General features: G+C 46.9%; 20 protein-coding genes. 14 read left to right on the plus strand and 6 right to left on the minus strand.

The window, feature by feature from the left end; all coding sequences use genetic code 11:
• Window positions 1-26 precede the first annotated feature (26 nt).
• The 6 genes from FS818_RS04095 (at window position 27) to FS818_RS04120 (ending at window position 5,715) form a co-directional block, all read left to right on the plus strand.
• Window positions 27-836, plus strand: coding sequence for an NUDIX hydrolase (locus FS818_RS04095; RefSeq protein WP_090921102.1), 810 nt, complete (start codon window positions 27-29; stop codon window positions 834-836).
• A 47-nt stretch (window positions 837-883) separates the two neighbouring features.
• Window positions 884-1,441, plus strand: a complete 558-nt coding sequence (locus FS818_RS04100) for a cysteine hydrolase family protein (RefSeq protein WP_145329867.1) — start codon at window positions 884-886, stop codon at window positions 1,439-1,441.
• A 93-nt stretch (window positions 1,442-1,534) separates the two neighbouring features.
• Window positions 1,535-2,989 (plus strand): nicotinate phosphoribosyltransferase, encoded by a 1,455-nt coding sequence (locus FS818_RS04105; RefSeq protein ID WP_145329869.1) that lies wholly within the window; start codon window positions 1,535-1,537, stop codon window positions 2,987-2,989.
• Between the two features lie 403 nt (window positions 2,990-3,392).
• Entirely contained in the window at window positions 3,393-4,037 is a 645-nt protein-coding gene (locus FS818_RS04110) for a hypothetical protein (protein ID WP_145329871.1), read from the plus strand.
• 13 nt (window positions 4,038-4,050) lie between these two features.
• The gene (locus FS818_RS04115; protein ID WP_145329873.1) at window positions 4,051-5,058 is read left to right on the plus strand and encodes an oxidoreductase; all 1,008 of its coding nucleotides are present in this window, start codon (window positions 4,051-4,053) and stop codon (window positions 5,056-5,058) included.
• Between the two features lie 93 nt (window positions 5,059-5,151).
• Window positions 5,152-5,715 carry a hypothetical protein gene (locus FS818_RS04120; RefSeq protein ID WP_145329875.1) on the plus strand — a complete coding sequence of 188 codons (564 nt, stop codon included), beginning with the start codon at window positions 5,152-5,154 and terminating at the stop codon, window positions 5,713-5,715.
• Window positions 5,716-5,758: 43 nt separating this feature from the next.
• Here FS818_RS04120 and FS818_RS04125 read toward each other — a convergent pair whose 3' ends face one another.
• A complete protein-coding gene (locus FS818_RS04125) occupies window positions 5,759-6,277 on the minus strand; it encodes a MogA/MoaB family molybdenum cofactor biosynthesis protein (protein ID WP_397351710.1) in 519 nt (172 codons plus the stop codon).
• A gap of 170 nt (window positions 6,278-6,447) precedes the next feature.
• Between FS818_RS04125 and FS818_RS04130 the strand changes: the two genes are divergently transcribed.
• The 5 genes from FS818_RS04130 to FS818_RS04150 all read left to right on the plus strand — a co-directional run bounded on the left by FS818_RS04130 (window position 6,448) and on the right by FS818_RS04150 (window position 11,423).
• Window positions 6,448-7,545, plus strand: coding sequence for a CobW family GTP-binding protein (locus FS818_RS04130; RefSeq protein ID WP_145329877.1), 1,098 nt, complete (start codon window positions 6,448-6,450; stop codon window positions 7,543-7,545).
• Between the two features lie 72 nt (window positions 7,546-7,617).
• Complete coding sequence (locus FS818_RS04135) at window positions 7,618-7,953, plus strand: four-helix bundle copper-binding protein (RefSeq protein ID WP_145329879.1); 336 nt, start codon at window positions 7,618-7,620, stop codon at window positions 7,951-7,953.
• Window positions 7,954-8,393: 440 nt separating this feature from the next.
• A complete protein-coding gene (gene argS / locus FS818_RS04140; protein WP_397351711.1) occupies window positions 8,394-10,106 on the plus strand; it encodes an arginine--tRNA ligase in 1,713 nt (570 codons plus the stop codon).
• 141 nt (window positions 10,107-10,247) lie between these two features.
• Window positions 10,248-10,793 carry a hypothetical protein gene (locus tag FS818_RS04145; protein WP_145329881.1) on the plus strand — a complete coding sequence of 182 codons (546 nt, stop codon included), beginning with the start codon at window positions 10,248-10,250 and terminating at the stop codon, window positions 10,791-10,793.
• Window positions 10,794-11,423 (plus strand): YdcF family protein, encoded by a 630-nt coding sequence (locus FS818_RS04150; protein WP_260989777.1) that lies wholly within the window; start codon window positions 10,794-10,796, stop codon window positions 11,421-11,423.
• A 168-nt stretch (window positions 11,424-11,591) separates the two neighbouring features.
• On the opposite strand, the gene FS818_RS04155 is transcribed toward FS818_RS04150, so the two are convergent.
• Together FS818_RS04155 and FS818_RS04160 are read right to left on the minus strand one after the other, a co-directional pair.
• On the minus strand, window positions 11,592-13,685 hold the full coding sequence (locus FS818_RS04155) for an ABC transporter ATP-binding protein (protein ID WP_145329883.1): 2,094 nt from the start codon (window positions 13,683-13,685) through the stop codon (window positions 11,592-11,594).
• Between the two features lie 12 nt (window positions 13,686-13,697).
• A complete protein-coding gene (locus FS818_RS04160) occupies window positions 13,698-15,443 on the minus strand; it encodes an ABC transporter ATP-binding protein (RefSeq protein ID WP_145329885.1) in 1,746 nt (581 codons plus the stop codon).
• Between the two features lie 524 nt (window positions 15,444-15,967).
• On the opposite strand from FS818_RS04160, the gene FS818_RS04165 reads away from it, so the two are divergent.
• Together FS818_RS04165 and FS818_RS04170 are read left to right on the plus strand one after the other, a co-directional pair.
• Window positions 15,968-16,267 (plus strand): HesB/YadR/YfhF family protein, encoded by a 300-nt coding sequence (locus tag FS818_RS04165; protein WP_145329887.1) that lies wholly within the window; start codon window positions 15,968-15,970, stop codon window positions 16,265-16,267.
• Between the two features lie 59 nt (window positions 16,268-16,326).
• A complete protein-coding gene (locus FS818_RS04170) occupies window positions 16,327-16,776 on the plus strand; it encodes an NUDIX domain-containing protein (protein ID WP_145329889.1) in 450 nt (149 codons plus the stop codon).
• Between the two features lie 100 nt (window positions 16,777-16,876).
• On the opposite strand, the gene FS818_RS04175 is transcribed toward FS818_RS04170, so the two are convergent.
• The 3 genes from FS818_RS04175 to FS818_RS04185 form a co-directional block, all read right to left on the minus strand.
• The gene (locus tag FS818_RS04175; protein ID WP_145329891.1) at window positions 16,877-17,389 is read right to left on the minus strand and encodes an ADP-heptose synthase; all 513 of its coding nucleotides are present in this window, start codon (window positions 17,387-17,389) and stop codon (window positions 16,877-16,879) included.
• Between the two features lie 189 nt (window positions 17,390-17,578).
• Window positions 17,579-18,022, minus strand: a complete 444-nt coding sequence (locus tag FS818_RS04180) for a DUF441 domain-containing protein (RefSeq protein WP_145329893.1) — start codon at window positions 18,020-18,022, stop codon at window positions 17,579-17,581.
• A 5-nt stretch (window positions 18,023-18,027) separates the two neighbouring features.
• Window positions 18,028-19,047: a YpdA family putative bacillithiol disulfide reductase gene (locus FS818_RS04185; RefSeq protein WP_145329895.1), complete on the minus strand. Its 1,020-nt coding sequence runs from the start codon at window positions 19,045-19,047 to the stop codon at window positions 18,028-18,030.
• A 179-nt stretch (window positions 19,048-19,226) separates the two neighbouring features.
• On the opposite strand from FS818_RS04185, the gene FS818_RS04190 reads away from it, so the two are divergent.
• The gene (locus tag FS818_RS04190; RefSeq protein WP_145329897.1) at window positions 19,227-19,820 is read left to right on the plus strand and encodes a DUF2087 domain-containing protein; all 594 of its coding nucleotides are present in this window, start codon (window positions 19,227-19,229) and stop codon (window positions 19,818-19,820) included.
• The last annotated feature ends 169 nt before the right edge of the window (window positions 19,821-19,989 follow it).

A 19,989-nucleotide genomic window follows, 5' to 3' on the forward strand; every position in this document is an offset into this window, starting at 1 on the left:
CAAAATGAATATAGTCGGTGGTGCCCATGAGCGAAAACAACAAACACGTTAACACTGAATCAGCAAACGATGAACTGGAAGCACGTAATTATAGTTCCAAAAAATATCGTACCCCCGACGGGGTTCCTGCAGATATCGTCATGTTCACCTTGACGAAGCGGGAGCGCAAAACGGTAACGAAAACCCTCCCGATTCGGGAGTTAAAGGTTATGTTAATTAAACGCAAGGGCTGGCCGTTTGCCGGAAGGTGGGCATTGCCAGGTGGCTTTTGCCAAGAGAATGAGTCCATTTACGGTGCCGCGAAGCGCGAATTGATGGAGGAGACCGGTGTAGACGGCGGACATCTCGAATATCTGAACGTTTACAGTCAGCCCGGACGTGACCCCAGAGGTTGGATTATCTCTCATGCCTTCTTTGCACTTGTAGAGGAATGGATGCTGGAACACAGGCAGGCAGCAGATGATGCGGAAGATGTTGGGTTGTTTACGATCCAGGAGGCACTGGAAGAACTGGAACTCGCTTTTGATCACAGAACGATCATCGAGGATGCTTACAGACGAATCCAGCAGCAGATGCTGGAGACAACGATTGCAAGACAGTTTCTGCCGCGTGATTTCACGTTAAGTGAATTATATCAGGTCATCCAGAGTGTTGTGCCCGATTTCGAAGAGCCTAACTTTATTCGTAAAATAACATCAACACGCAGCCGTAAAGGGATTGTCGAGGAAGTGCGTGACGATGAGGGCAATCTGGTCAGCTCCAATCAGTACTCCCAACGTCCGGCACAGCTGTATCGATTCACCGAACTAGTACCTCGTTTATCGATCTATACGTAAAAGCGTATGATGCATTCAACCATATTCAAACCAAGGGAGTGTGGACGATGAAAGCATTGATTGTTATTGATTTTACAAAAGATTTTGTCACGGGAGCATTGCCTGTGGGTCAGCCGGCCGTTGAAATTCAGGAAACGGTAGCGGCGATTACCGAGGCGTATCTCCATAATAAAGATGAAGTGATCATGGCGGTAGATTTGCATGAAAAAAATGATCCTTATCATCCGGAAACGGTACTTTTCCCGCCTCATAACATTCGTGACACAGAGGGAAGACAGTTATACGGTCGTCTTGCCGAGGTAATGGAGAAGCACGCGAGTGAAATCCGCTGGATGGATAAAACGAGATATAGCGCGTTCTGCGGAACGGATCTGGAACTGAAGCTGCGTGAACGAGGCATAACAGATATTGCGCTAATCGGGGTATGTACAGATATATGTGTATTACATACTGCTGTGGATGCTTATAACAAAGGATTCCATATTACGATCTATGAGGATGCTGTAGCCAGTTTTAACCCTGCTGGGCATGAATGGGCGCTTGGGCACTTTCGTTCCAGTATGGGGGCACAGGTGGTTAAGGCAAGTGAAACGATTTTGGCCTGATTCGCCACCGAACATTGCGGTGTAATCAGCTTTAAGCCCGTATTTTCAGAAATGGATCTGAGAAACGAGCGGAAGTCAGAGAGGATGAGACAAATGCAGACAACAAGCCTGGCTTTACATACGGATAAATATCAGATCAACATGATGTATGCGCACTGGGTGAATGGTACACACAAACGGAAGGCGGTATTTGAAGCCTACTTCCGTAAGCTTCCTTTTGGTAACGGTTATGCCGTATTTGCCGGACTGGAACGTATTGTGAATTATATTAGCCAGCTTCGCTTCACGATGGAGGACATCAAGTTTTTATCCAAACAACCAGAGAACTATGATCCGGTCTTTCTGGAGGAATTGCTTCAGTTCTCTTTCCAGGGAACGATTCATTCCATGAAGGAAGGTGCAATTGTTTTTCCTGACGAACCGCTCATTCGGGTTGAAGGCTCTATTATGGAGACACAGCTGGTGGAAACGGCAATCCTTAACTTCATGAATTATCAGACACTGATTGCAACGAAAGCATCTCGTATTAAACAGGTGGCGCAGCAAGATACATTGCTTGAATTCGGAACACGCCGTGCACAAGAAGCGGATGCTGCGATTTGGGGTGCGCGTGCTTCATATGTTGCCGGTTTTCATGCGACGTCCAATATGCTGGCTGGTGAACAGTTTGGCATTCCGACAGCAGGTACACACGCACATTCATGGGTGCAAAGCTTTATGACGGAGCAGGAGGCGTTTGATGCGTATGCAAGAGTGCTACCGGATCAGGTGACGCTACTCGTGGATACGTTTGATACGCTGAATAGCGGCGTACCTCATGCAATCAAAACAGCCAAATGGCTGGAGAGTCAAGGCAAAAAGATGAATGCCATTCGTCTGGATAGCGGCGACCTTGCCTATCTTTCGATTCAGGCCCGTCAGATGTTGGATGAAGCCGGACTGGACTATGTGAAAATCGTAGCTTCGAATGATCTCGATGAGAATACGATCTTTAACTTGAAAGCTCAAGGTGCACGGATCGACACATGGGGTGTCGGCACACAGTTGATTACCGCATCGGATCAGCCTTCTTTGGGAGGTGTCTACAAGCTGGTAGAGCGTGAAGTGAACGGAGAAATGTTGCCAACGCTTAAAATATCGGCCAATCCCGAGAAGGTGTCGACACCGGGTAAAAAAGAAGTCTTCCGCATCATTGATCCGAAGCATGGCAAAGCTATTGCGGATTATATCTGCTATCCGGATGAGGAGCAACCGCTGCAGGGAGGACCGCTCAAGCTGTTCAACCCGCTACATCCTTATCTGAAAAAAACGGTAACCCGTTATGAAGCGGTTAACATGCTGGAGCCGATATTTGTGAATGGACGTAAAGTGTACGAGTTGCCTACGCTCGATGAAATACGCGCGTACCATAAGGAGCAGTTGAACCTTTTCTGGCCGGAGTACCAACGGAAGCTGAACCCGGAAATTTACCGCGTAAACATCAGCCCGGCCGCATGGAATATGAAGCAAAAGTTGATTGCTGAGCATGTGAAATCAACGGAAGAGTAATATCGTAGCTGTGTGTGAGAGTCAGGAAGGCATAACCGGTAGGGATTACCGGCTTATGCCTTTTTGATGTGATGATATGATGATTCTCAATTAACATGTGTGCAGTTTCATAGAAGTATGCTGGAGGAAGATGTACACTGTCTGAATAAGCAATAATTGTGAAGCGACTTTTGCACAGCATCCCATCCCACCCCATCCATTGCATCACCTTTCCCAGGCATTGTCCCAAGTAAAATCGAATCATTATTTCTCGGGAAAGCGCAGGAAACGCCAAATGCCGCCACATTCCGAAAGTGACTTCGACAGGAAGGGGCACCTTAGAAAAACTGGTGATCTGGAATGAAAATCAGCTCTGTTTCAAATTGATGTCAGCAGGGGATGAAAGGTAGAGGAGGGGTGGCTAATGAGATACATGCTTGGACTACTATGGGTTGCATTTATAGCTTATGCGCTCTTTATGGCGCCGGGGAACTCCCCCGCGAATGATCCGATATTCAAAGAATTACTTACATTGCAGAGCAAGGAGCCATGGCTATTGACGGTGTTCTCATGGCTAGGCATTTTCCCGGCTGTGTATGCATGTATTTTACTTCGAAAATCAGTCACAGCTTCGAAGGGACAACGGATACCAGCATGGCCGTTTGTCTTGTTTTCTTTTGGGCTTGGAGCATTTGCATTATTGCCCTATTTCGCGTTGATTGCACCATCCCGAACAGGCATACATGATCCAGTACCATTTGTTAAACAGTCGAAGCGAGGTGTTTCGCGACTGGTTTCGCATAAGCTGACACATCTGATCCTGTTATTACTAACACTAGGAACAGCACTTTATGCGTTGATCGAGGGCAATCCCGATCGCTTCGTGAATGCTTTTTATCAATCCTCGTTTGTACATATCATGACGATTGATTTCGTAGTACTGACGTTGCTGTCCACGTATGCTATCTATCACGATGCCAGAGTGAACGGACGAACAACAAACTGGGCGTGGGCAGGATTACTGCCGCTTGCAGGGCCATTATTATATTTGCTTACGGAACGAAAATAAGGAGATGAGACTAATGAAAGAACAATTTCAGGCTTATGTAATACGCAAAGATGATCAAAAGGGGGTTACAGCCAATCTTGAGCAGTTGAAAAAAGAAGACCTTCCTAACGGGGATGTGACCGTACAGGTACACTATTCCAGTGTGAATTATAAGGACGGATTAGCGTCTCTTGAAAAAGGGGGTGTCATACGGAATTATCCAATGGTGCCTGGAATCGATATGGCCGGGACGGTAGATGAATCCGTGAGTGGTCGTTTTGCACCTGGGGATCGGGTCATTAGTACGGGATTTGAACCCGGGGTCTCCCATTACGGGGGATATAGTGAATATGCTCGTCTTCGTAGTGAGTGGTTAGTGCCTCTCCCGCAAGGGCTGAGTGAAAAAGAAGCGATGGCTATTGGAACGGCAGGGTTCACCGCCGGACTCTCGGTAGACGCCTTGTTACAAGCGGGAGTAGCGCCAGAAATGGGCAAAGTTCTCGTTACTGGCGCCACGGGAGGCGTTGGTAGTATGGCAATAGCTATCCTTGTGAAGCTTGGTTTTGAAGTGACGGCAAGCACGGGTAAGAAGCAACAAGAAGAGGAACTGCTTCGCAGCTTGGGAGCCTCCGAAGTCATTTCACGCGAGGAGGCTGATGCTCCAGTCGGGGGAGCAATGGGCAAACAAAAGTGGGCAGGTGTAGTTGATCCTACAGCGGGGCCGGCACTGGCGGAGCGGTTGAAACAGGTACAGTATGGTGGAGCAGTTGCTGTATCCGGGTTAACTGGGGGCAACGGATTTGAATCAACGGTCTTTCCATTCATTTTGCGTGGCATCCAGTTGATCGGCATTGATTCGGTGTATTGTCCTATGGAACGTAGAGAACGGATCTGGAACAAGCTGGGCGGTGAATGGAAGCCAGACCGTGCTCTTTCGCTGGGAGTTCGGGAAATTACACTTGATCAATTGCCGCATACATTAGAGAACATACTACAGGGTGGTGCAGTTGGGCGTACCGTTGTACGTGTCTCCTCTGAATAATGCTTACTTGGAATAAAATGTGTATCTCCTAGCCATGCTAATTCTACCTGAAAGAGTCACAAATACTGTGACTCATGGAAAGGAAGGATAGACATGCTGTTAAAGGAGAAAAATCCGAACCTGATGGGGCGGAATGTAAAACGATTTTTGATGTTAAGTGGCTTGGTAATCCTGAGCGTAGTATCTCTAACGGCTTGCACATCCTCATCTATTGAGCAGGAACGTAAGCTCTATACAGGGGAAGCAACAACAGAAGGGAATTTCAGAGCCAAGCAACAAGGTCATGGCTTAAACGGTACGTTAGCGAGAGAAATGACAAGCGGTTTTGCTGCCAAACGTATTAAGCTGATGAACAATATGTTCGAGGATGATGCTAATGGCGGCATGTCATATATGTATTTATTGAATGGTAGTGCAAGACATATCGTGAAAGTACACATTTATCGTGACGCGAAAATCCGTGCAGCACGAATGGAAGAAATGTATGGGGAACCTAAAGGAAATGCCGTTCTGGAGAATGTAATGGGCAGAACGACGATTCGTAGCAAAGGGCATGTATCATTGGTTTATACGGCTTCCGGTGGAGAGAAAGATGTGTATGCTCAGGACGTCCTGCAAGTATTTGAAGATGTATTGCAACAAATAAAAGAGCAGTGACATACAAGCTGTCCAAGTGAGATAACAAACCCGTCTGAATGATTCAGACGGGTTTATATATTTCGCGCATGACATGGCGCAGTTCAGGCAAAATAATGCGTTCCATGGCAAGTTTAACGGCTCCGCGAGAGCCTGGCATTGAAAATACAGCTGTACGCCCGATAGTTCCGGCAACTGCCCGGCTGAGAATAGCTGCTGAACCAATATCTTCGGAATAACTTAAGTAACGGAATATTTCACCAAAGCCCGGCAGTTCTTTGTCCAGAAGGGAAGATACTGCCTCATATGTAGTATCCCTTGGAGCAATACCGGTACCCCCGCTTAACAGTACAGCCTCGATATCATCCCGCACAACAGCATCTTGCAGAATCGTCTGAATCCGTTCTGTCTCGTCAGGTGTAATGATATACTCCACAACCTGATATCCAGCTTGGTGTAATAACTCATGCATGAGTTGACCGCTCATGTCCGTTTCTTTGGTACGTGTGTCCGAAACGGTAACAACCATGCAGGCGACCGTTTGCGGAGCTTCCTGACGGTGCTGTTCAACTGAATTGGTCATTGAAATCCTCCTCAAATAAACATGTCCTCATAGCATAGACTATTCATGTTAATCAGGCAATGAAGTTTTCGTCAACAGAACAGGCATATTGCACAACAATTGAAGGATAGTGTACACTCGCTTAATAGAGTCAGACTAAGGATAGAGATGGGCAGAGAGGTGTGTAAATGATGAGTATCTTCAATGAACAAAAACCAAGTATTCCTGTATATATTTTGTCCGGTTTTTTAGGTAGCGGTAAAACGACATTGCTTGTTAAGCTCATAGAATACTGGAAACAGAAGGGTCTGCGGCCGGCTGTGGTGATGAATGAACTCGGTGAAGTGAATCTGGATGGTCAGATCGTAGATGAGGAAGTGCCCATGACAGAAATGTTGGGCGGATGCATTTGCTGTACTGTACGAGGAGATCTTGGACTGCAGCTGGCAGACCTCGTTCAAGAAGAGTCACCCGATGTTATCGTAATCGAGGCAACGGGTGCAGCGAATCCGATGGAAATTTTGGATGCGGTGACGGAAACATCTCTATATATGCGTTTGGAGTTGAAAAGTTTGATCACCGTAGTGGATGCGGCACATCTGTCAGGTCTGTATCAGGAGCAAAAGGGAAAAACCTTCAAATTGATGCAAGAACAGATTCGTTGCGCTTCGGTGTTGCTTTTGAATAAAACCGACCGGGTTCAAGAGCAGCAACTGCAGGATTTGGAAGAGCTTCTGAATAAATGGAATGGCTTTGCTCCCGTGATCCCAACGGTCAAATGTGAAGTGTCTATCGAACAATTGCTTCATAGTGGTGCCGACGTCCACATTCACCAATCCAATATAGCAGGCGATGCATCGGAAAATGCAGGCGAGACTCATGTGCATACAGATGCTTGCCGTACTCACGGTTGCAATCATGGACATGAGCACACGGATCAACGTGGTAGCAATCATTCAAGCGACCAACACGAGCATTCTGTCAAGCCACATACATCACATGAACATGTCATGGTATACACACATTATTTCAGGCAACCTGTGAACAGCGAAGCATTCGAACAGTTTGTGGCTAGCTTGCCGCGTGACGTATATCGGGCCAAGGGAATCCTTTCGTTTAGCGATACCGCAAGCCGGTTCTGGTTCCAGTATGCCTATCGTGAATCAGATTACATGAAAATTACACCTCAAGGTGATGTGCCGAATGTAGCTGTGTTTATCGGTGAGCATTTTGATCAAACTGCCATCCGCGAACAATTGCTGGAATTGGAAGCGGTAAAACAAGACTAGGATAATGGTTCAAAGTTCCTCCCTGGTGGGTATTAAGAAGCATAGCAAACTTTGCCTGGGAGGTAACTTTAAATGACACAACAACAATACCAACAATGTATCGATGCTTGCCTGGAGTGCATGAATGCTTGCAATGTATGTTACATATCAAGTTTGAAAGAATATGATTTGGCGATGCTCCGTGACTGTATTCGTTTGAACCGGGAATGTGCTGATATTTGTGCATTTGCAGCGCAAGCGATGACACGTGGAAGTGATTTCATCGGTGAAATCTGTGAACTGTGTGTCAAAGCATGCGAAGCCTGCGCAGCAGAATGTGGGAAACATGATCATGATCATTGTCAGGCTTGCGCTGAAGCTTGCCGTAGATGTGCTGAGGCTTGCCGTTTAATGGCTGCGGTTGCCTGAACGGTCTTCGGTTATCAATATTAAATAACGGGGTTGCTAATCTATACCATAATATGTATAATGATTTGAAATGATCGAAACAGCAATATCCGTGATCGGGAGAGTAGCCCAGATTCAGGCCATGGCAGCGAGCCGGGACAGGTGTAAGCCGGTATGTGATGAACTGTGTGAAGCGCACCCGTGAGATGGTTATCCGAAGTCATGTATAAGCGCCATTTGGCGTTCGTTATATATGGATTTGAGGGCAATCCGGCATGCAACCGTTATTTGCACCGAGCGGATCGGTTTAACCTGACTTGCAGTTTGCTGTAATGAAGGTGACTGTTCACTTAGAGTGGTACCGCGGGAACTGTAAACACAGCTCTCGTCTCTTTTTAAAGAGACGAGAGTTTTTTTGCGTTTATTTTAGGCATAGTTTATGCAGAGAAGGAGTGCTCGATGTGTTAATGAATCAGGCTGCAACTCAGATTGCCCCGTTAACGGGGCTCACGCCAGAAGAAGTATTGGGATTATTGGAAGTCCCACCGCAGGAGGAGATGGGAGATGTTGCATTCCCCTGTTTTACGTTAGCGAAGTCGCTAAGAAAGGCACCTGTCGTTATTGCTGGAGAAATTGCCGTTGCATTGCAGACCGATGGTATGGATGCTGCAGCTGCGGGTCCTTATGTGAATATTCGTTTTGACCGAAATGTCTTGGCACCCCGATTGCTCGAAGAAGTGGGTAACGAGACTTTTGGTAAACTGCAGCTTGGGCAAGGAGCGCGTGTTGTCATTGATATGTCCTCACCTAACATCGCGAAACCTTTTGGTATTGGGCATTTGCGTTCCACTGTTATTGGTGCAGCGTTGTATCGTTTATATAACGAAGCGGGTTATACCTCGATAAGTGTGAATCACCTAGGAGATTGGGGGACCCAGTTTGGCAAGCAAATCACGGCATATAAGCGGTGGGGAAATGAAGAGATGCTACAAGCAGACCCGATTCGTAATTCTCTCGAACTATATGTTCGTTTTCATGATGAAGCAGAGAAAGATCCTTCTCTGGAGACCGAAGCACGGGAATGGTTCCGTAAGCTGGAGCAGGGGGATGAAGAAGCGAAGCGTCTATGGACTTTCTTCGTAAACGTGAGTATGCAGGAGTTTAACCGGATGTATGAACGCTTGAATGTGGATTTTGACCATACGCTCGGTGAGAGCTTTTATAATGACAAGATGGGTGCGGTTGTGGAGGAACTTCAAGCCAAAGGACTACTGGAGGAAAGTGACGGTGCTCTCGTTGTACGGCTGGATGAAGAGAACATGCCACCATGTCTGATCATTAAAAAAGATGGAACCACAATCTACCCAACCCGGGATTTGGCAACAGCGATCTATCGTCATGGTGTGATGCAGGCCGATCGGTTGTTGTACGTTGTTGGCGGGGAGCAGAGGCTTCACTTCCGTCAAGTATTTACGGTATTGTCCAAGATGGGTTATGACTGGGCAGACCATTGTGAGCACATTCCGTTTGGCCTGATGCGTTTCGAGGGGCGGAAGATGTCCACACGCCGGGGGAAGGTTGTCTTCTTACAGGAAGTGCTGGATGAAGCTGTCGCTCGTGCCTTGCAAATTATTCAGGAAAAAAATCCGAATCTGGAGCAGGCTGAGCAGGTAGCCGAAGCCGTTGGTGTAGGGGCGATTATTTTTGGTGATCTGCGCAACAATCGCATGAATGACATTGATTTTTCGCTGGAGGACGCGGTAAGTTTTGAAGGGGAGACCGGCCCTTATGTGCAATATACTCATGCCCGGATTCAAAGTGTGCTTGCCAAAGCTGCTACTGTGTCAAGTGAAGAACAAAAAACGGACTTGGACACGGACCGGACGAACAACCCTCCTGTTGCAATTGTCGGCGATACCTCTTGGGCGTTGCTGAAATTGCTTAATGAGTATTCATCTTATCTTGAAAAAGCAGTGCTTCGCAACGAACCATCGGTGATTGCTAAATACACGATTGACGTTGCCCAAGCCTTTAACCGGTTTTATCATGCTGAACGGATTGCCGATGCACCGTCAGATGTCAAAGCTTTTCGGGTGAAACTGGCCGAGCACACCGCCAAACGTCTGGCGTACAACTTGTCTTTATTGGGCGTACGCGCTCCCGAGCAGATGTGATCTAGGTTCAGATTACGAAAACAGGAGGGAATCCGAAGTTAGGCGCTGGCTTTTCCGGCAACTTGAATGTTGTTTGCAGTTTGGTTACGATATAGACATAATAAACAGCCAAGGTGCACGGATTGAAAGGAGCGCTCGCATATGCATAACACGGATTTCCAGAATGATTTCATGCTGGACAGCGAACACTCCAAGGAATTGTTTGCCTATTACGGCTTGGCCGTATATTATGGACAGGCGCTTGAACAGCAACTGGTTAATCTTATTTTGTTAACTAAAATGTCACAAGGCAAGGTAGTAACTGAGGAGGAACTGGAGGAGCTGTACGAGCGGAAAATGAGTAGTTCACTGGGACAACTTATTCATGAAGCACGGCATCATTTTACGTTTTCCGAAGAAGAAATAAGCAGTCTGAATGAATTATGGCAGCAACGAAATCGGATCGTGCATCATTATTTCAAAGAGCGCATTCATGAAACCTTCAGTCCGGAAGGTCGCACACGTATGATTAAGGAATTCCAAGATTTTAAAGAACGTGCACAGGAACTGGAGCTCGTACTCCAGCAATATATAGGTACCTGGATGGCAGCATTGGGATTAAAGGATGAGTCTGCGGCAGCATGGGCTGCTTTGGAACGAATGCATGCGGCGAGATTTCAGGAACGCAGGCCAGATGAGGAATCTTGAGTGACAAACATTCAATTAAAACGTAGTTGTAAAGGTATCACAAAACGCAGTGTAGTTATGGGGTTGGCATCGTTGCTCTTATGTATTCTCATCTGGGCAGGGATCACAGCTGCAAGCATCCTCTCGTACATGCATGCAAGTTCACCAAGAACATCTGATGCAGCGATTGTGTTGGGTGCAGCGGTGCAAGGGGATATTCCCTCGCCGGTATTCCGTGAACGAATTGAACAAGCTATAAGGTTATATAGAGCAGGCACAGTTCGTAACCTCATTTTAACAGGGGGCTCCAGTCAAGAAGGTATTCCTGCTGAAGCTTTGGTCGGACGCCAATATGCTCTTACGCAAGGCGTGAAACCGGAGCACATTCAGGTGGAGGAAAAGTCGGTAATCACCCAAGAGAATCTGGTATATGCGCTGAAAATAGGCGAGAGGGAAGGTTACCGTACCTACACTATTGTCAGCGACCCCCTGCATATGAAACGTTCCATGAAAATGGCAGCTGAACTTGGCATGGACGCCGTACCATCTCCTACACAAACGACCGCGTATCAGAGCTGGAGTACCCAAATCCCGTTCCTTGTCCGAGAGATAATTATTTATATGGGATATACAGTTAGAGGCTGGACTTAGAGGGCGAACTTAAATTGAAGATACAGTCCATAGAACAATAATAAAACCCGTTCTGTCAGTAACCAAGAGCCTACTGTACAGAACGGGTTTTATGTGTTGGTTTAATGTTTGACGGATGTCCTTGTTCACGAAATATGTTTTGCTAAATGATAGTGGAAGAAAAGAAGGTTACACATTTCCTCCGGCGAGTGATGCCGCAGCTGTGCTGAAGGTATCTGCTGAACGAGCCGAGCCGTCGGCGATGGCTTCGCCTTGAGCCCCTTGCTGCAATTGATACATCTGATAGTATCGGCCTTTCAGCTCCATCAACTCATCATGAGGCCCTTGCTCTACAATTTTTCCGCGATGCAACACGAGAATCTGATCTGCGGAGCGAATGGTTGACAGACGGTGAGCAATGATGAAAGTAGTACGTCCTTTTTTGAGGACTTCCAGCGCGTTCTGGATCAAAGCTTCCGTTTCCGTATCAATGTTGGCGGTGGCTTCGTCCAGAATCAGGATTGCCGGATCGAAGGCGAGTGCTCGTGCAAAAGAAATCAACTGCCGCTGTCCGGCAGACAGTGTACTGCCTTTCTCAACTACGGGCTCGTCAAAGCCTTGCGGCAGATGCGCCAAAATACGTTCCGCACCTACATCGCGCAATGCCTGCTCAATGCGTGCCCGGGATATTTTTTCATCACCCAGACTGACATTGGAAGCAATCGTGCCTGTGAAGAGATAGGGGTCTTGCAGTACGATCCCCATATGCTCACGAATCCACTGCTTTGGCAATTCCTTAACGTTCTGTCCGTCAATCGTGATTTTGCCTTTTTGCGGATCATAGAACCGGAACAGTAGATTGATGATCGAGCTTTTACCGGAACCGGTGTGACCCACGAGTGCTACGGTCTGACCTTGCGAAGCTTTGAACGAAATGTTATTCAGCACGTAATCCTTTTTATAAGCGAACGACACATCGTCGAAGACAACATTACCTTTGTATCTCGGCATCGACCCGTCTGTAACCGGTTCTCCTTTTTCATCCATCAGCTCAAATACACGGCCGGCGGAGACAAGGGAGGAGTCCAGGTTCGCAAGCTGGTTAACCATACCGATAATCGGCTGGAACAGCCGACCGAGAACATCAACAAAGGCATACAGTACACCAAGTGAAATAATACTTGTGCCTGTGATTGCACCTGCTCCGAAGTACCACAGTACAACCGCAAAGGCGATGTTCCGCAACACATTCACCAGGTTATGAGAGGTAAAGGCATTGAGATTGAGCATTTTGTTTTGATGTTTCATATAATCTTCATTCAGTTCTTCGAATTCCTGCCGGGTTTGCTTCTGGCGACGGAACACACGAATGATGGACATGCCCTGAATGGATTCGTTAATGATCGCATTAATCTCACTTAGTCGCGAGCGAATGATCGTATTATAACGGGTGGCGAATTTGCGATAGAGCACAATCCACGCAATGAGCATCGGTACAACGAATAATGAAATCAGACCCAGACGTACATCAAGCAAGAAGAGGGCGATATAAACCCCAGTGATCGTAATGATACCTGAGAAAAAGTTGGAAAGAACCGCCACAAACAGATCCTTAACGGCCTCGGTGTCGTTGGTGACCCTGGAAACGACCTTACCTGCGGGCAGGTTATCAAAAAAGTTCACGGGCAACCGCTGAATGTGCGCATACACATCGTTACGAAGGCGCTGAATGACCTTGTTGGCAGAGGATTGTAGCCAGAAGGTTTTACCAAACTCCATGATAACTGAAATCACAAGAAAGATCAGATAATACACAATTAATTGATAGATGCTTGGCATCTCGGGTTTGTAAAAGGCAAACAGTTCACCAGCAGACAGCGGCACAGCCGCGTATTGCCCGGTAACTTCACCTGCGCGAGTTACGGTTAAGGTTCCGTTCGCATAGGAACGATCGCCGTCAGGAGCACTAACCGGCTCGCTCACGAAATAAAAGCTTTTGCCGGCTTGCAGTACGCGTACCTCGGCTCCTTTGGTTTCGTCTGGTGAAAACAAACCTTCACGTTTATAGTTTTTTCCTTGATAAACTGCGGCTTCCTGCGAAGTAGCAGTTTCATAAAATGGTTGCTCGATGGCGAGCAAGTGATTATCAATCATGGATTTGGCGATAAAGGGTCCGGCGAGTTCAGCCGCAACACCAATCGTCAGCATGATCAAGGCAGCGATGAATGTACCTTTGGCTTTCAAGGCGTAATCCAGCAACCTTTTACCTGTATTGGACTTCAAATGAGTTACCTCCTACGTGGACAGATTGGACTCGACCTGTTGCCGTTCATATTGTTCACGGTACCAGCCATTTTTGGCGAGTAATTCCTGATGAGTGCCTTCTTCCGTAATTTTACCGTGCTCCAGCACGATGATCCGATCCGCATGTTCGATAGCGGACAGGCGATGTGTCGAGATCAGTGTTGTTTTGCCAGCACGTTTGTTGCGAATATTTTCAATGATTTTAGCTTCTGTGCGAGCGTCAACTGCAGACAGGGCATCGTCAAGAATAAGGATATCCGGATCAGCGATAAAAGCCCGAGCCAGAGATACCCGCTGTTTCTGTCCACCAGACAAAGCGATTCCTTTTTCACCTACGAGTGTATCGAGACCGTCAGATAACGTTCCGAGATCGCCGTCGAAGGCAGCAGTGCGAATCGCTTCCATAATGACGTCATCCGAGGCGTTCGGCTTACCGAATTGAATGTTCTGACGAACCGATTTGGAGAACAATACTTGTTCCTGAGGAACGTATCCGATCCAGCTGTGCAGATCATCCTTCGCAATATCCTCGATGGAATGTCCTGAAATGCTGAGCGTACCTGATCCAGCAGGGTATTCGTGCAGCAATTGTTTGAGCAGGGTGGATTTACCACTTCCCGTGCGTCCTACCACGCCAAGTGTCTGTCCGCGTTGAATGGTAACATTGATATGATTCAGGTTATCCACGGTAGAGGTTGGATAGCGGAATGTCACATCGTTCATGACGATTTCATCCGGCCGCGTAATATGAACAGGATGTTCTTTGTCCTGAACAGCAGGCTCTACGGATAACGTTTCATTCACCCGATCCAGAGAAGCACTCCCCCGCTGCATGAGGTTAATTAATTCACCGATGGCAAACATCGGCCAGATCATCATCCCCAGGTACATGTTGAACGATACGAGGTCTCCCAGGGTGATTTCATTGTGGAATACAAGATAAATACCGTAGGCTAGTGCAATGACATAACTCAGACCTACGAATAGTCGAATAGTTGGTTCAAATAAAGCATCCATCCGCGCAACCGCTAAGTTTTTGCGATATACATCTTCCGTGACATCAGCAAATCGTTTCTCGTCCAGACGTTCCTGAACGTACGCGCGTACAACACGGATGCCTGCAATGGACTCTAACACCTGATCGTTCATATCACCAAAAGCATCCTGTGCCAACGTATAACGTTGATGCACCGCTTTACCATAGATCATCATAGCGATGGCGATAAAAGGCAGGGGCAGAATTGCAGCCAAAGTCAGCTTCCAGCTGACGAGGAAACCCATGGCGAACAGTACAGTTAAGAGAAAAGCTGTGGAGTCTGTTAACGTGAGCATACCGAAACCAGCGGTTGTGGCAATAGAACGAAGGTCATTGGTGGCGCGAGCCATGAGATCTCCGGTTCTGTTCTTTTCGAAAAAGGGTGGTGTCATTCGCAACAAGTGATCCATGAAGCGGGAGCGTAGCAACCGTTCAACGAGATTGGCTCCCCCGAATAATTTGTGCATCCATATGTACGTAATCAGATAGATAATAATGACCGTCCCAAGAATAAGCGCAATGTAAAACGTTAATGAGGCGCTTGTAATGGAGCCGCGTACGATCTCGTCGATGGCGTTCCCCAAAAGGCGCGGGGGCAGCAGTTCAGCAATGCCCACAAGGATGAGCAAAATGACACCAACCAGGTATCTTTTGCGCTCCAGCCTGAAGAACCAGGCCAGGTTTTTAAGTACAGAGAACAAGTGTTATCCCTTCCTTTCGATGTCCAAGAAGTGCGAAGTTTCGTTCAAAATGACAGTTAACGCTCTTAAGGCCCATTCAAGCGTATTCAATCCAATAAAAAACCCACAAAAAAAGACACACCGCACGCAGGCGGTATGTCTTATATCTTCATACGGCAGCATGACTCCGAGAGCAGAGCCGCCGCCGTACATAAGGTATTGTGAGCGAGCTTGACAGGGGTCTTATAAAAAGAGACACCTGAAGCGCTGTCTTATGAACGGAAAAGTAATTTCGGGGATACTCCGGTATTTAATTGTGTGTGAATGTGAACCAACTTATGTGTGTTAAACACCGTAATCACCCTTTCTTGTTAATGGAAATAAATGCAATGTAGACCTCGTATGTTTGCATCTTACCACCCGTTTTTACAATCTGTCAAACATTTTTCACAAGATCGTATGCCTGCGTATGTTTTCCAGGGTTTGTGTTCAAGGCGCTCTAGCGATATGATGTAACATATATATACAAAAGGAGCTGACATCATATGAGTACCATACATGTATCCGACCAAGCTGCTCGCTGGTACAAAGAAGAATTGAATTTGAATGAAGGAGACAGCATCCGCTTTTTTGCCCGTTACAGCTCTGGCGGTGGTCTTCATCCGGGATTTTCTTTAGGAATTGCCGTTGAAAAACCGAGACATCCTGCGGATCAAACGGAAGTTTCCGGCATTCAGTTTTTTATGGAAGATCACGATTACTGGTATCTGAAAGGGCATCAGTTACATGTAGATGTTGTAGAGGATGGCCAGGATATTGAATATCGTTATACCGAAGTGCAGTAAAACATCAGTCCATAAACGAAAGGTGAGCACCGTCTTTTTTTAAAAAGGAGGGATGAGGAGTGGATCTGCCGACACGGGATATTGGGCAATATATTGCGAAACGTGCAAATATTGTAGTCAAAGCGGCCATTATGGCTGCGAATGATCAAGGTGAGCTACTGCTCATCCAGCATGCGGAACAGGGGCATTGGCGAATTCCTGTTGGAGAGATGCGCCCCGGGGAAACGATTGAAGGGGCAGCTCATCGTGAACTTTGGGAAGAAACCGGTTGGACAACGGAGTCGATGAGCTTTGAATCGTTATACTCTGGGCCGGAGTTGCGCCAAGTGCACGCAAACGGAGATGAGGAGTATTATGTTATCGCCTTGTTTAAGGCTCGAATTATTCTTGATCATCTTGTGGAAGCGCGGGTAAACAGCGATGCGGGATTAAAGTTTTTTGATCCGAATGCACTGCCTCCGATGAACAGCATCAGCCAAACGCTACTTGAACAGTCTGGCATTAAGTAATATGTGAAACTGAAGTGCATAAACTCCAAAAAGACCTCGACTGCCACTATAAAGTGAAAGTTGAGGTCTTTTGCATTTGTTCGTACATATGTTCTTGGGGTTATACCTGATCCAGCGGTTCATCATCCATTGCAAAATCGAAATCATCGATATCAAACACCTGAACAGGTGATTCGGACTCAATGATCCGGGCGATTAACTCCACTTGATCGGTCAAAATCGGAATGCCAAGACGTTGGGATGTGAGAATAAGCTCTGTCTCTATCGGATCAAAATATTCTCCATATTGAGCGGTATCCATGGCGTTAATAATCGTAATGGAGGCCTGATCACCAAATAGAATGGCCGGGCTTTTTGCCCATGGTACCGCCAGGGCGCGCTCAATCTTTTTCTTATTTAAGGGCTCCTCAAAGTAGGAGATTAATTCATTGATCTTGGCTTTAACATGCTGATCATCTGTGGGATTATCCATCATGGGGTCAGCACTGCTCTGAAATTCATATAGTTCAAGGATGGTGGTGTAAGGAACGATATATTCCACAGGCGCCGGAGGCGCAAGCAATTGACCGTAAATAGCCACCATCACGGCTTCGGTAACAAAGGGACGTGACATGGTTCCTGAATCCTCCTGAGGACGATAAACGTCGTGAAGTGCTGAATGAGTTCATCTGACAAGGTGAGAAAGATGCCCATTCCCTGTTGCAAAATTCATGTATCGGTTTGCATGAATAGAAGTATAGCACAGAGCGGTGGGAAATACAGCCAGTTTGCAAAAGCATACACGATTACCGTACCGAACGGTTCAGGATTTACCTAAAAGCAGGGACAGGATGCCCGCTGCGATCAAAGGCCCGACAGGTACACCTTTGAACAAGGCAACGCCAAGAACTGTACCGATCAAAAGGCCTGCCACAACTGTTGGCTGTGTGCTCATCAGCGATGCGCCGCGACCGCCCAGATAAGCTACAAGCAAACCAACACCAATGGCGAGTAGTGACTTCCAGTGCAGAAACGATTCACCAATGGTCTGCAAGCTCATTTTACCGCTGGCGAGAGGAGCCATTACACCAATTGTCAGAATGATAATACCCAGTGTGAGCCCGTATTTTTCAAGCCAGGGAAAGGCTTGGTTGACATTAAGTACACGAAGCAGTAACAGGAATACCATCGCTACAGTTACAGGTGTGTTACTGCTAATGATGCCAAGCGTTGCGAACACAAGCAACAGGAGGGAGGTCATATCCATGGATTTCATTGCTCCTCAGACTGAGCATGATGTTTGCCGCCACGATGTCCTGTTTGGCTAATGATATGTTCAGCAATGTACCGTCCATGCCAGCGGCCTGACTCAATGAATACTTCATTGGCATTGCGCCCAGAAGCGATAACTCCGCCCACATAAACGCCTGGCACACTGCTTTCCATCGTTTGTGGATCGTATAATGGCTTATCCATATCCTCAGACATCTCTGCTCCAATGGAAGCAAGCAAATGGCGGTCAGGTCTGAAGCCGGTCATGGCGAGCACGAAGTCATTCTCAAGCTCGCTTTCCGAACCGTCTGTATGCACAATTCGAATGGAATCATCCAGGATTTCATTGACACGTGAACCAAGATGAAGCGTAATGCGGTTTTTCTGCACCATACTTTCGAATAACGGGCGAACCCAAGGCTTAATATGCTCGGACAGACCTGTACCGCGGTATACCATATCAATATGAGCGCCAACCCGGACAAGCTCCATGGCGGCGTCAACTGCTGAGTTACTTCCACCAATGATAGCCACGCGTGTATTGGTATACGGGTGTGCCTCGCGGAAGTAATGCGTGACTTTATCCTTGTCTTCACCTGATATGCCGAGGTAATTCGGGTGATCGAAATAGCCGGTAGCCACAACGACATGTCGTCCCTGATGTACGATGGCTTCTCCACGCCGATTAACCGTATGTACCTCGAAGGTGCCGTCTTCCTTACGCTGGATCTCACGGGCTTCCTCATAATTATGAATACGCAGGCCGAAATGTTCGGCTACTTTGCGATAATAGGCAAGTGCTTCATAACGAAACGGCTTGTCATTGGCCGAACTGAACGGCACGTTCCCGATCTCCAGCAACTCCGCTGTACTGAAAAATTGCATATGAGTCGGATAGAGATAGATGGATTGTACGATATTGTGTTTCTCAATAATGACAGCGGACAATCCTACCCGCTCACATTCAATGGCAGCGGACAGACCGCATGGGCCTCCGCCAATAATAATGACATCTTCCATGTTCTTAATCCTCCTTCATTACAAGCAATATAATCCTACCGTAAATAACACTTCAATGCCAGTTCTGCCTGGCAACACAATGTGATGAAAAATCAAAAAATAAATTGAATTGACTTCCAGAATGATAAAGATTATTATCTAATTAGATGATTATCTAATTTAATGTGAGGTGTACATTGATGCAGCTTGAGAAAATTGTGGCCTATCACAAAGCCTTGGCTGATCCTACACGGCTACGGATGCTCCTGCTTCTTTCTGAAGGAGAACTGCATGGACAAGCGCTCGCGGAGCGCCTTAACTTGTCTCAGCCGACGGTGACTCATCATGCTGCCAAGCTGAGAGAAGCTGCGCTGATTCAAGAGCGGCGGGAGAAAAATACGGTTTATTTTACCCTGAACCCTTCGTTCATTCGCGAACATGCTCAGGCTTCAGTTGATTTTATTTTCAAAAGAAAGGAGCAGTCTGATATGACAGATGTGAACGAAACATTGAAAGCGTCCATCATGAGAAACTTTTTTTCCAAGGATGGCCGGCTTCGTCAAATTCCTGCACAGTACAAGAAAAAGCTGGTTGTGCTTGAATATCTGGTGGAGCAATTGGAGTTCGGACGCAAGTACAGCGAGAAAGAAATCAATACGTTTATTCAGGAATACCATGAGGATTTTGCTACCCTTCGCCGGGAGTTTATCATGCATCAGTTCATGTACCGCGAAGACGGAGTGTATGAATTAAATCCGCGGGAAATGTGGACGAGATGGGATCAGGTGAAGTAGAGAGAGAATAGCAATAAAAAATAATGGGCTTGACAAAAGCACGACAGACTGTGTAACATGATGGCATATTCTACAAGGGAGGCGATGTTCATGACAAATCTAACGGCAGTATACGTGGAGTTGAATAGGAACAGCGTCTCCGGAACGGATCAAGGTACATCGATTTTGC

This window comes from Paenibacillus xylanexedens (assembly GCF_007680605.1).
Classification (GTDB): domain Bacteria; phylum Bacillota; class Bacilli; order Paenibacillales; family Paenibacillaceae; genus Paenibacillus; species Paenibacillus xylanexedens_B.

What these genes read in the sequence shown, in the direction of transcription:
- FS818_RS04095 (WP_090921102.1), top strand. Translation starts at nt 27, where the DNA reads ATGAGCGAAAACAACAAACACGTTAACACTGAATCAGCAAACGATGAA.
- FS818_RS04100 (WP_145329867.1), top strand. Translation starts at nt 884, where the DNA reads ATGAAAGCATTGATTGTTATTGATTTTACAAAAGATTTTGTCACGGGA.
- FS818_RS04105 (WP_145329869.1), top strand. Translation starts at nt 1,535, where the DNA reads ATGCAGACAACAAGCCTGGCTTTACATACGGATAAATATCAGATCAAC.
- FS818_RS04110 (WP_145329871.1), top strand. Translation starts at nt 3,393, where the DNA reads ATGAGATACATGCTTGGACTACTATGGGTTGCATTTATAGCTTATGCG.
- FS818_RS04115 (WP_145329873.1), top strand. Translation starts at nt 4,051, where the DNA reads ATGAAAGAACAATTTCAGGCTTATGTAATACGCAAAGATGATCAAAAG.
- FS818_RS04120 (WP_145329875.1), top strand. Translation starts at nt 5,152, where the DNA reads ATGCTGTTAAAGGAGAAAAATCCGAACCTGATGGGGCGGAATGTAAAA.
- FS818_RS04125 (WP_397351710.1), bottom strand. Translation starts at nt 6,277, where the DNA reads ATGACCAATTCAGTTGAACAGCACCGTCAGGAAGCTCCGCAAACGGTC.
- FS818_RS04130 (WP_145329877.1), top strand. Translation starts at nt 6,448, where the DNA reads ATGAGTATCTTCAATGAACAAAAACCAAGTATTCCTGTATATATTTTG.
- FS818_RS04135 (WP_145329879.1), top strand. Translation starts at nt 7,618, where the DNA reads ATGACACAACAACAATACCAACAATGTATCGATGCTTGCCTGGAGTGC.
- FS818_RS04145 (WP_145329881.1), top strand. Translation starts at nt 10,248, where the DNA reads ATGCATAACACGGATTTCCAGAATGATTTCATGCTGGACAGCGAACAC.
- FS818_RS04165 (WP_145329887.1), top strand. Translation starts at nt 15,968, where the DNA reads ATGAGTACCATACATGTATCCGACCAAGCTGCTCGCTGGTACAAAGAA.
- FS818_RS04175 (WP_145329891.1), bottom strand. Translation starts at nt 17,389, where the DNA reads ATGTCACGTCCCTTTGTTACCGAAGCCGTGATGGTGGCTATTTACGGT.
- FS818_RS04180 (WP_145329893.1), bottom strand. Translation starts at nt 18,022, where the DNA reads ATGGATATGACCTCCCTCCTGTTGCTTGTGTTCGCAACGCTTGGCATC.
- FS818_RS04185 (WP_145329895.1), bottom strand. Translation starts at nt 19,047, where the DNA reads ATGGAAGATGTCATTATTATTGGCGGAGGCCCATGCGGTCTGTCCGCT.
- FS818_RS04190 (WP_145329897.1), top strand. Translation starts at nt 19,227, where the DNA reads ATGCAGCTTGAGAAAATTGTGGCCTATCACAAAGCCTTGGCTGATCCT.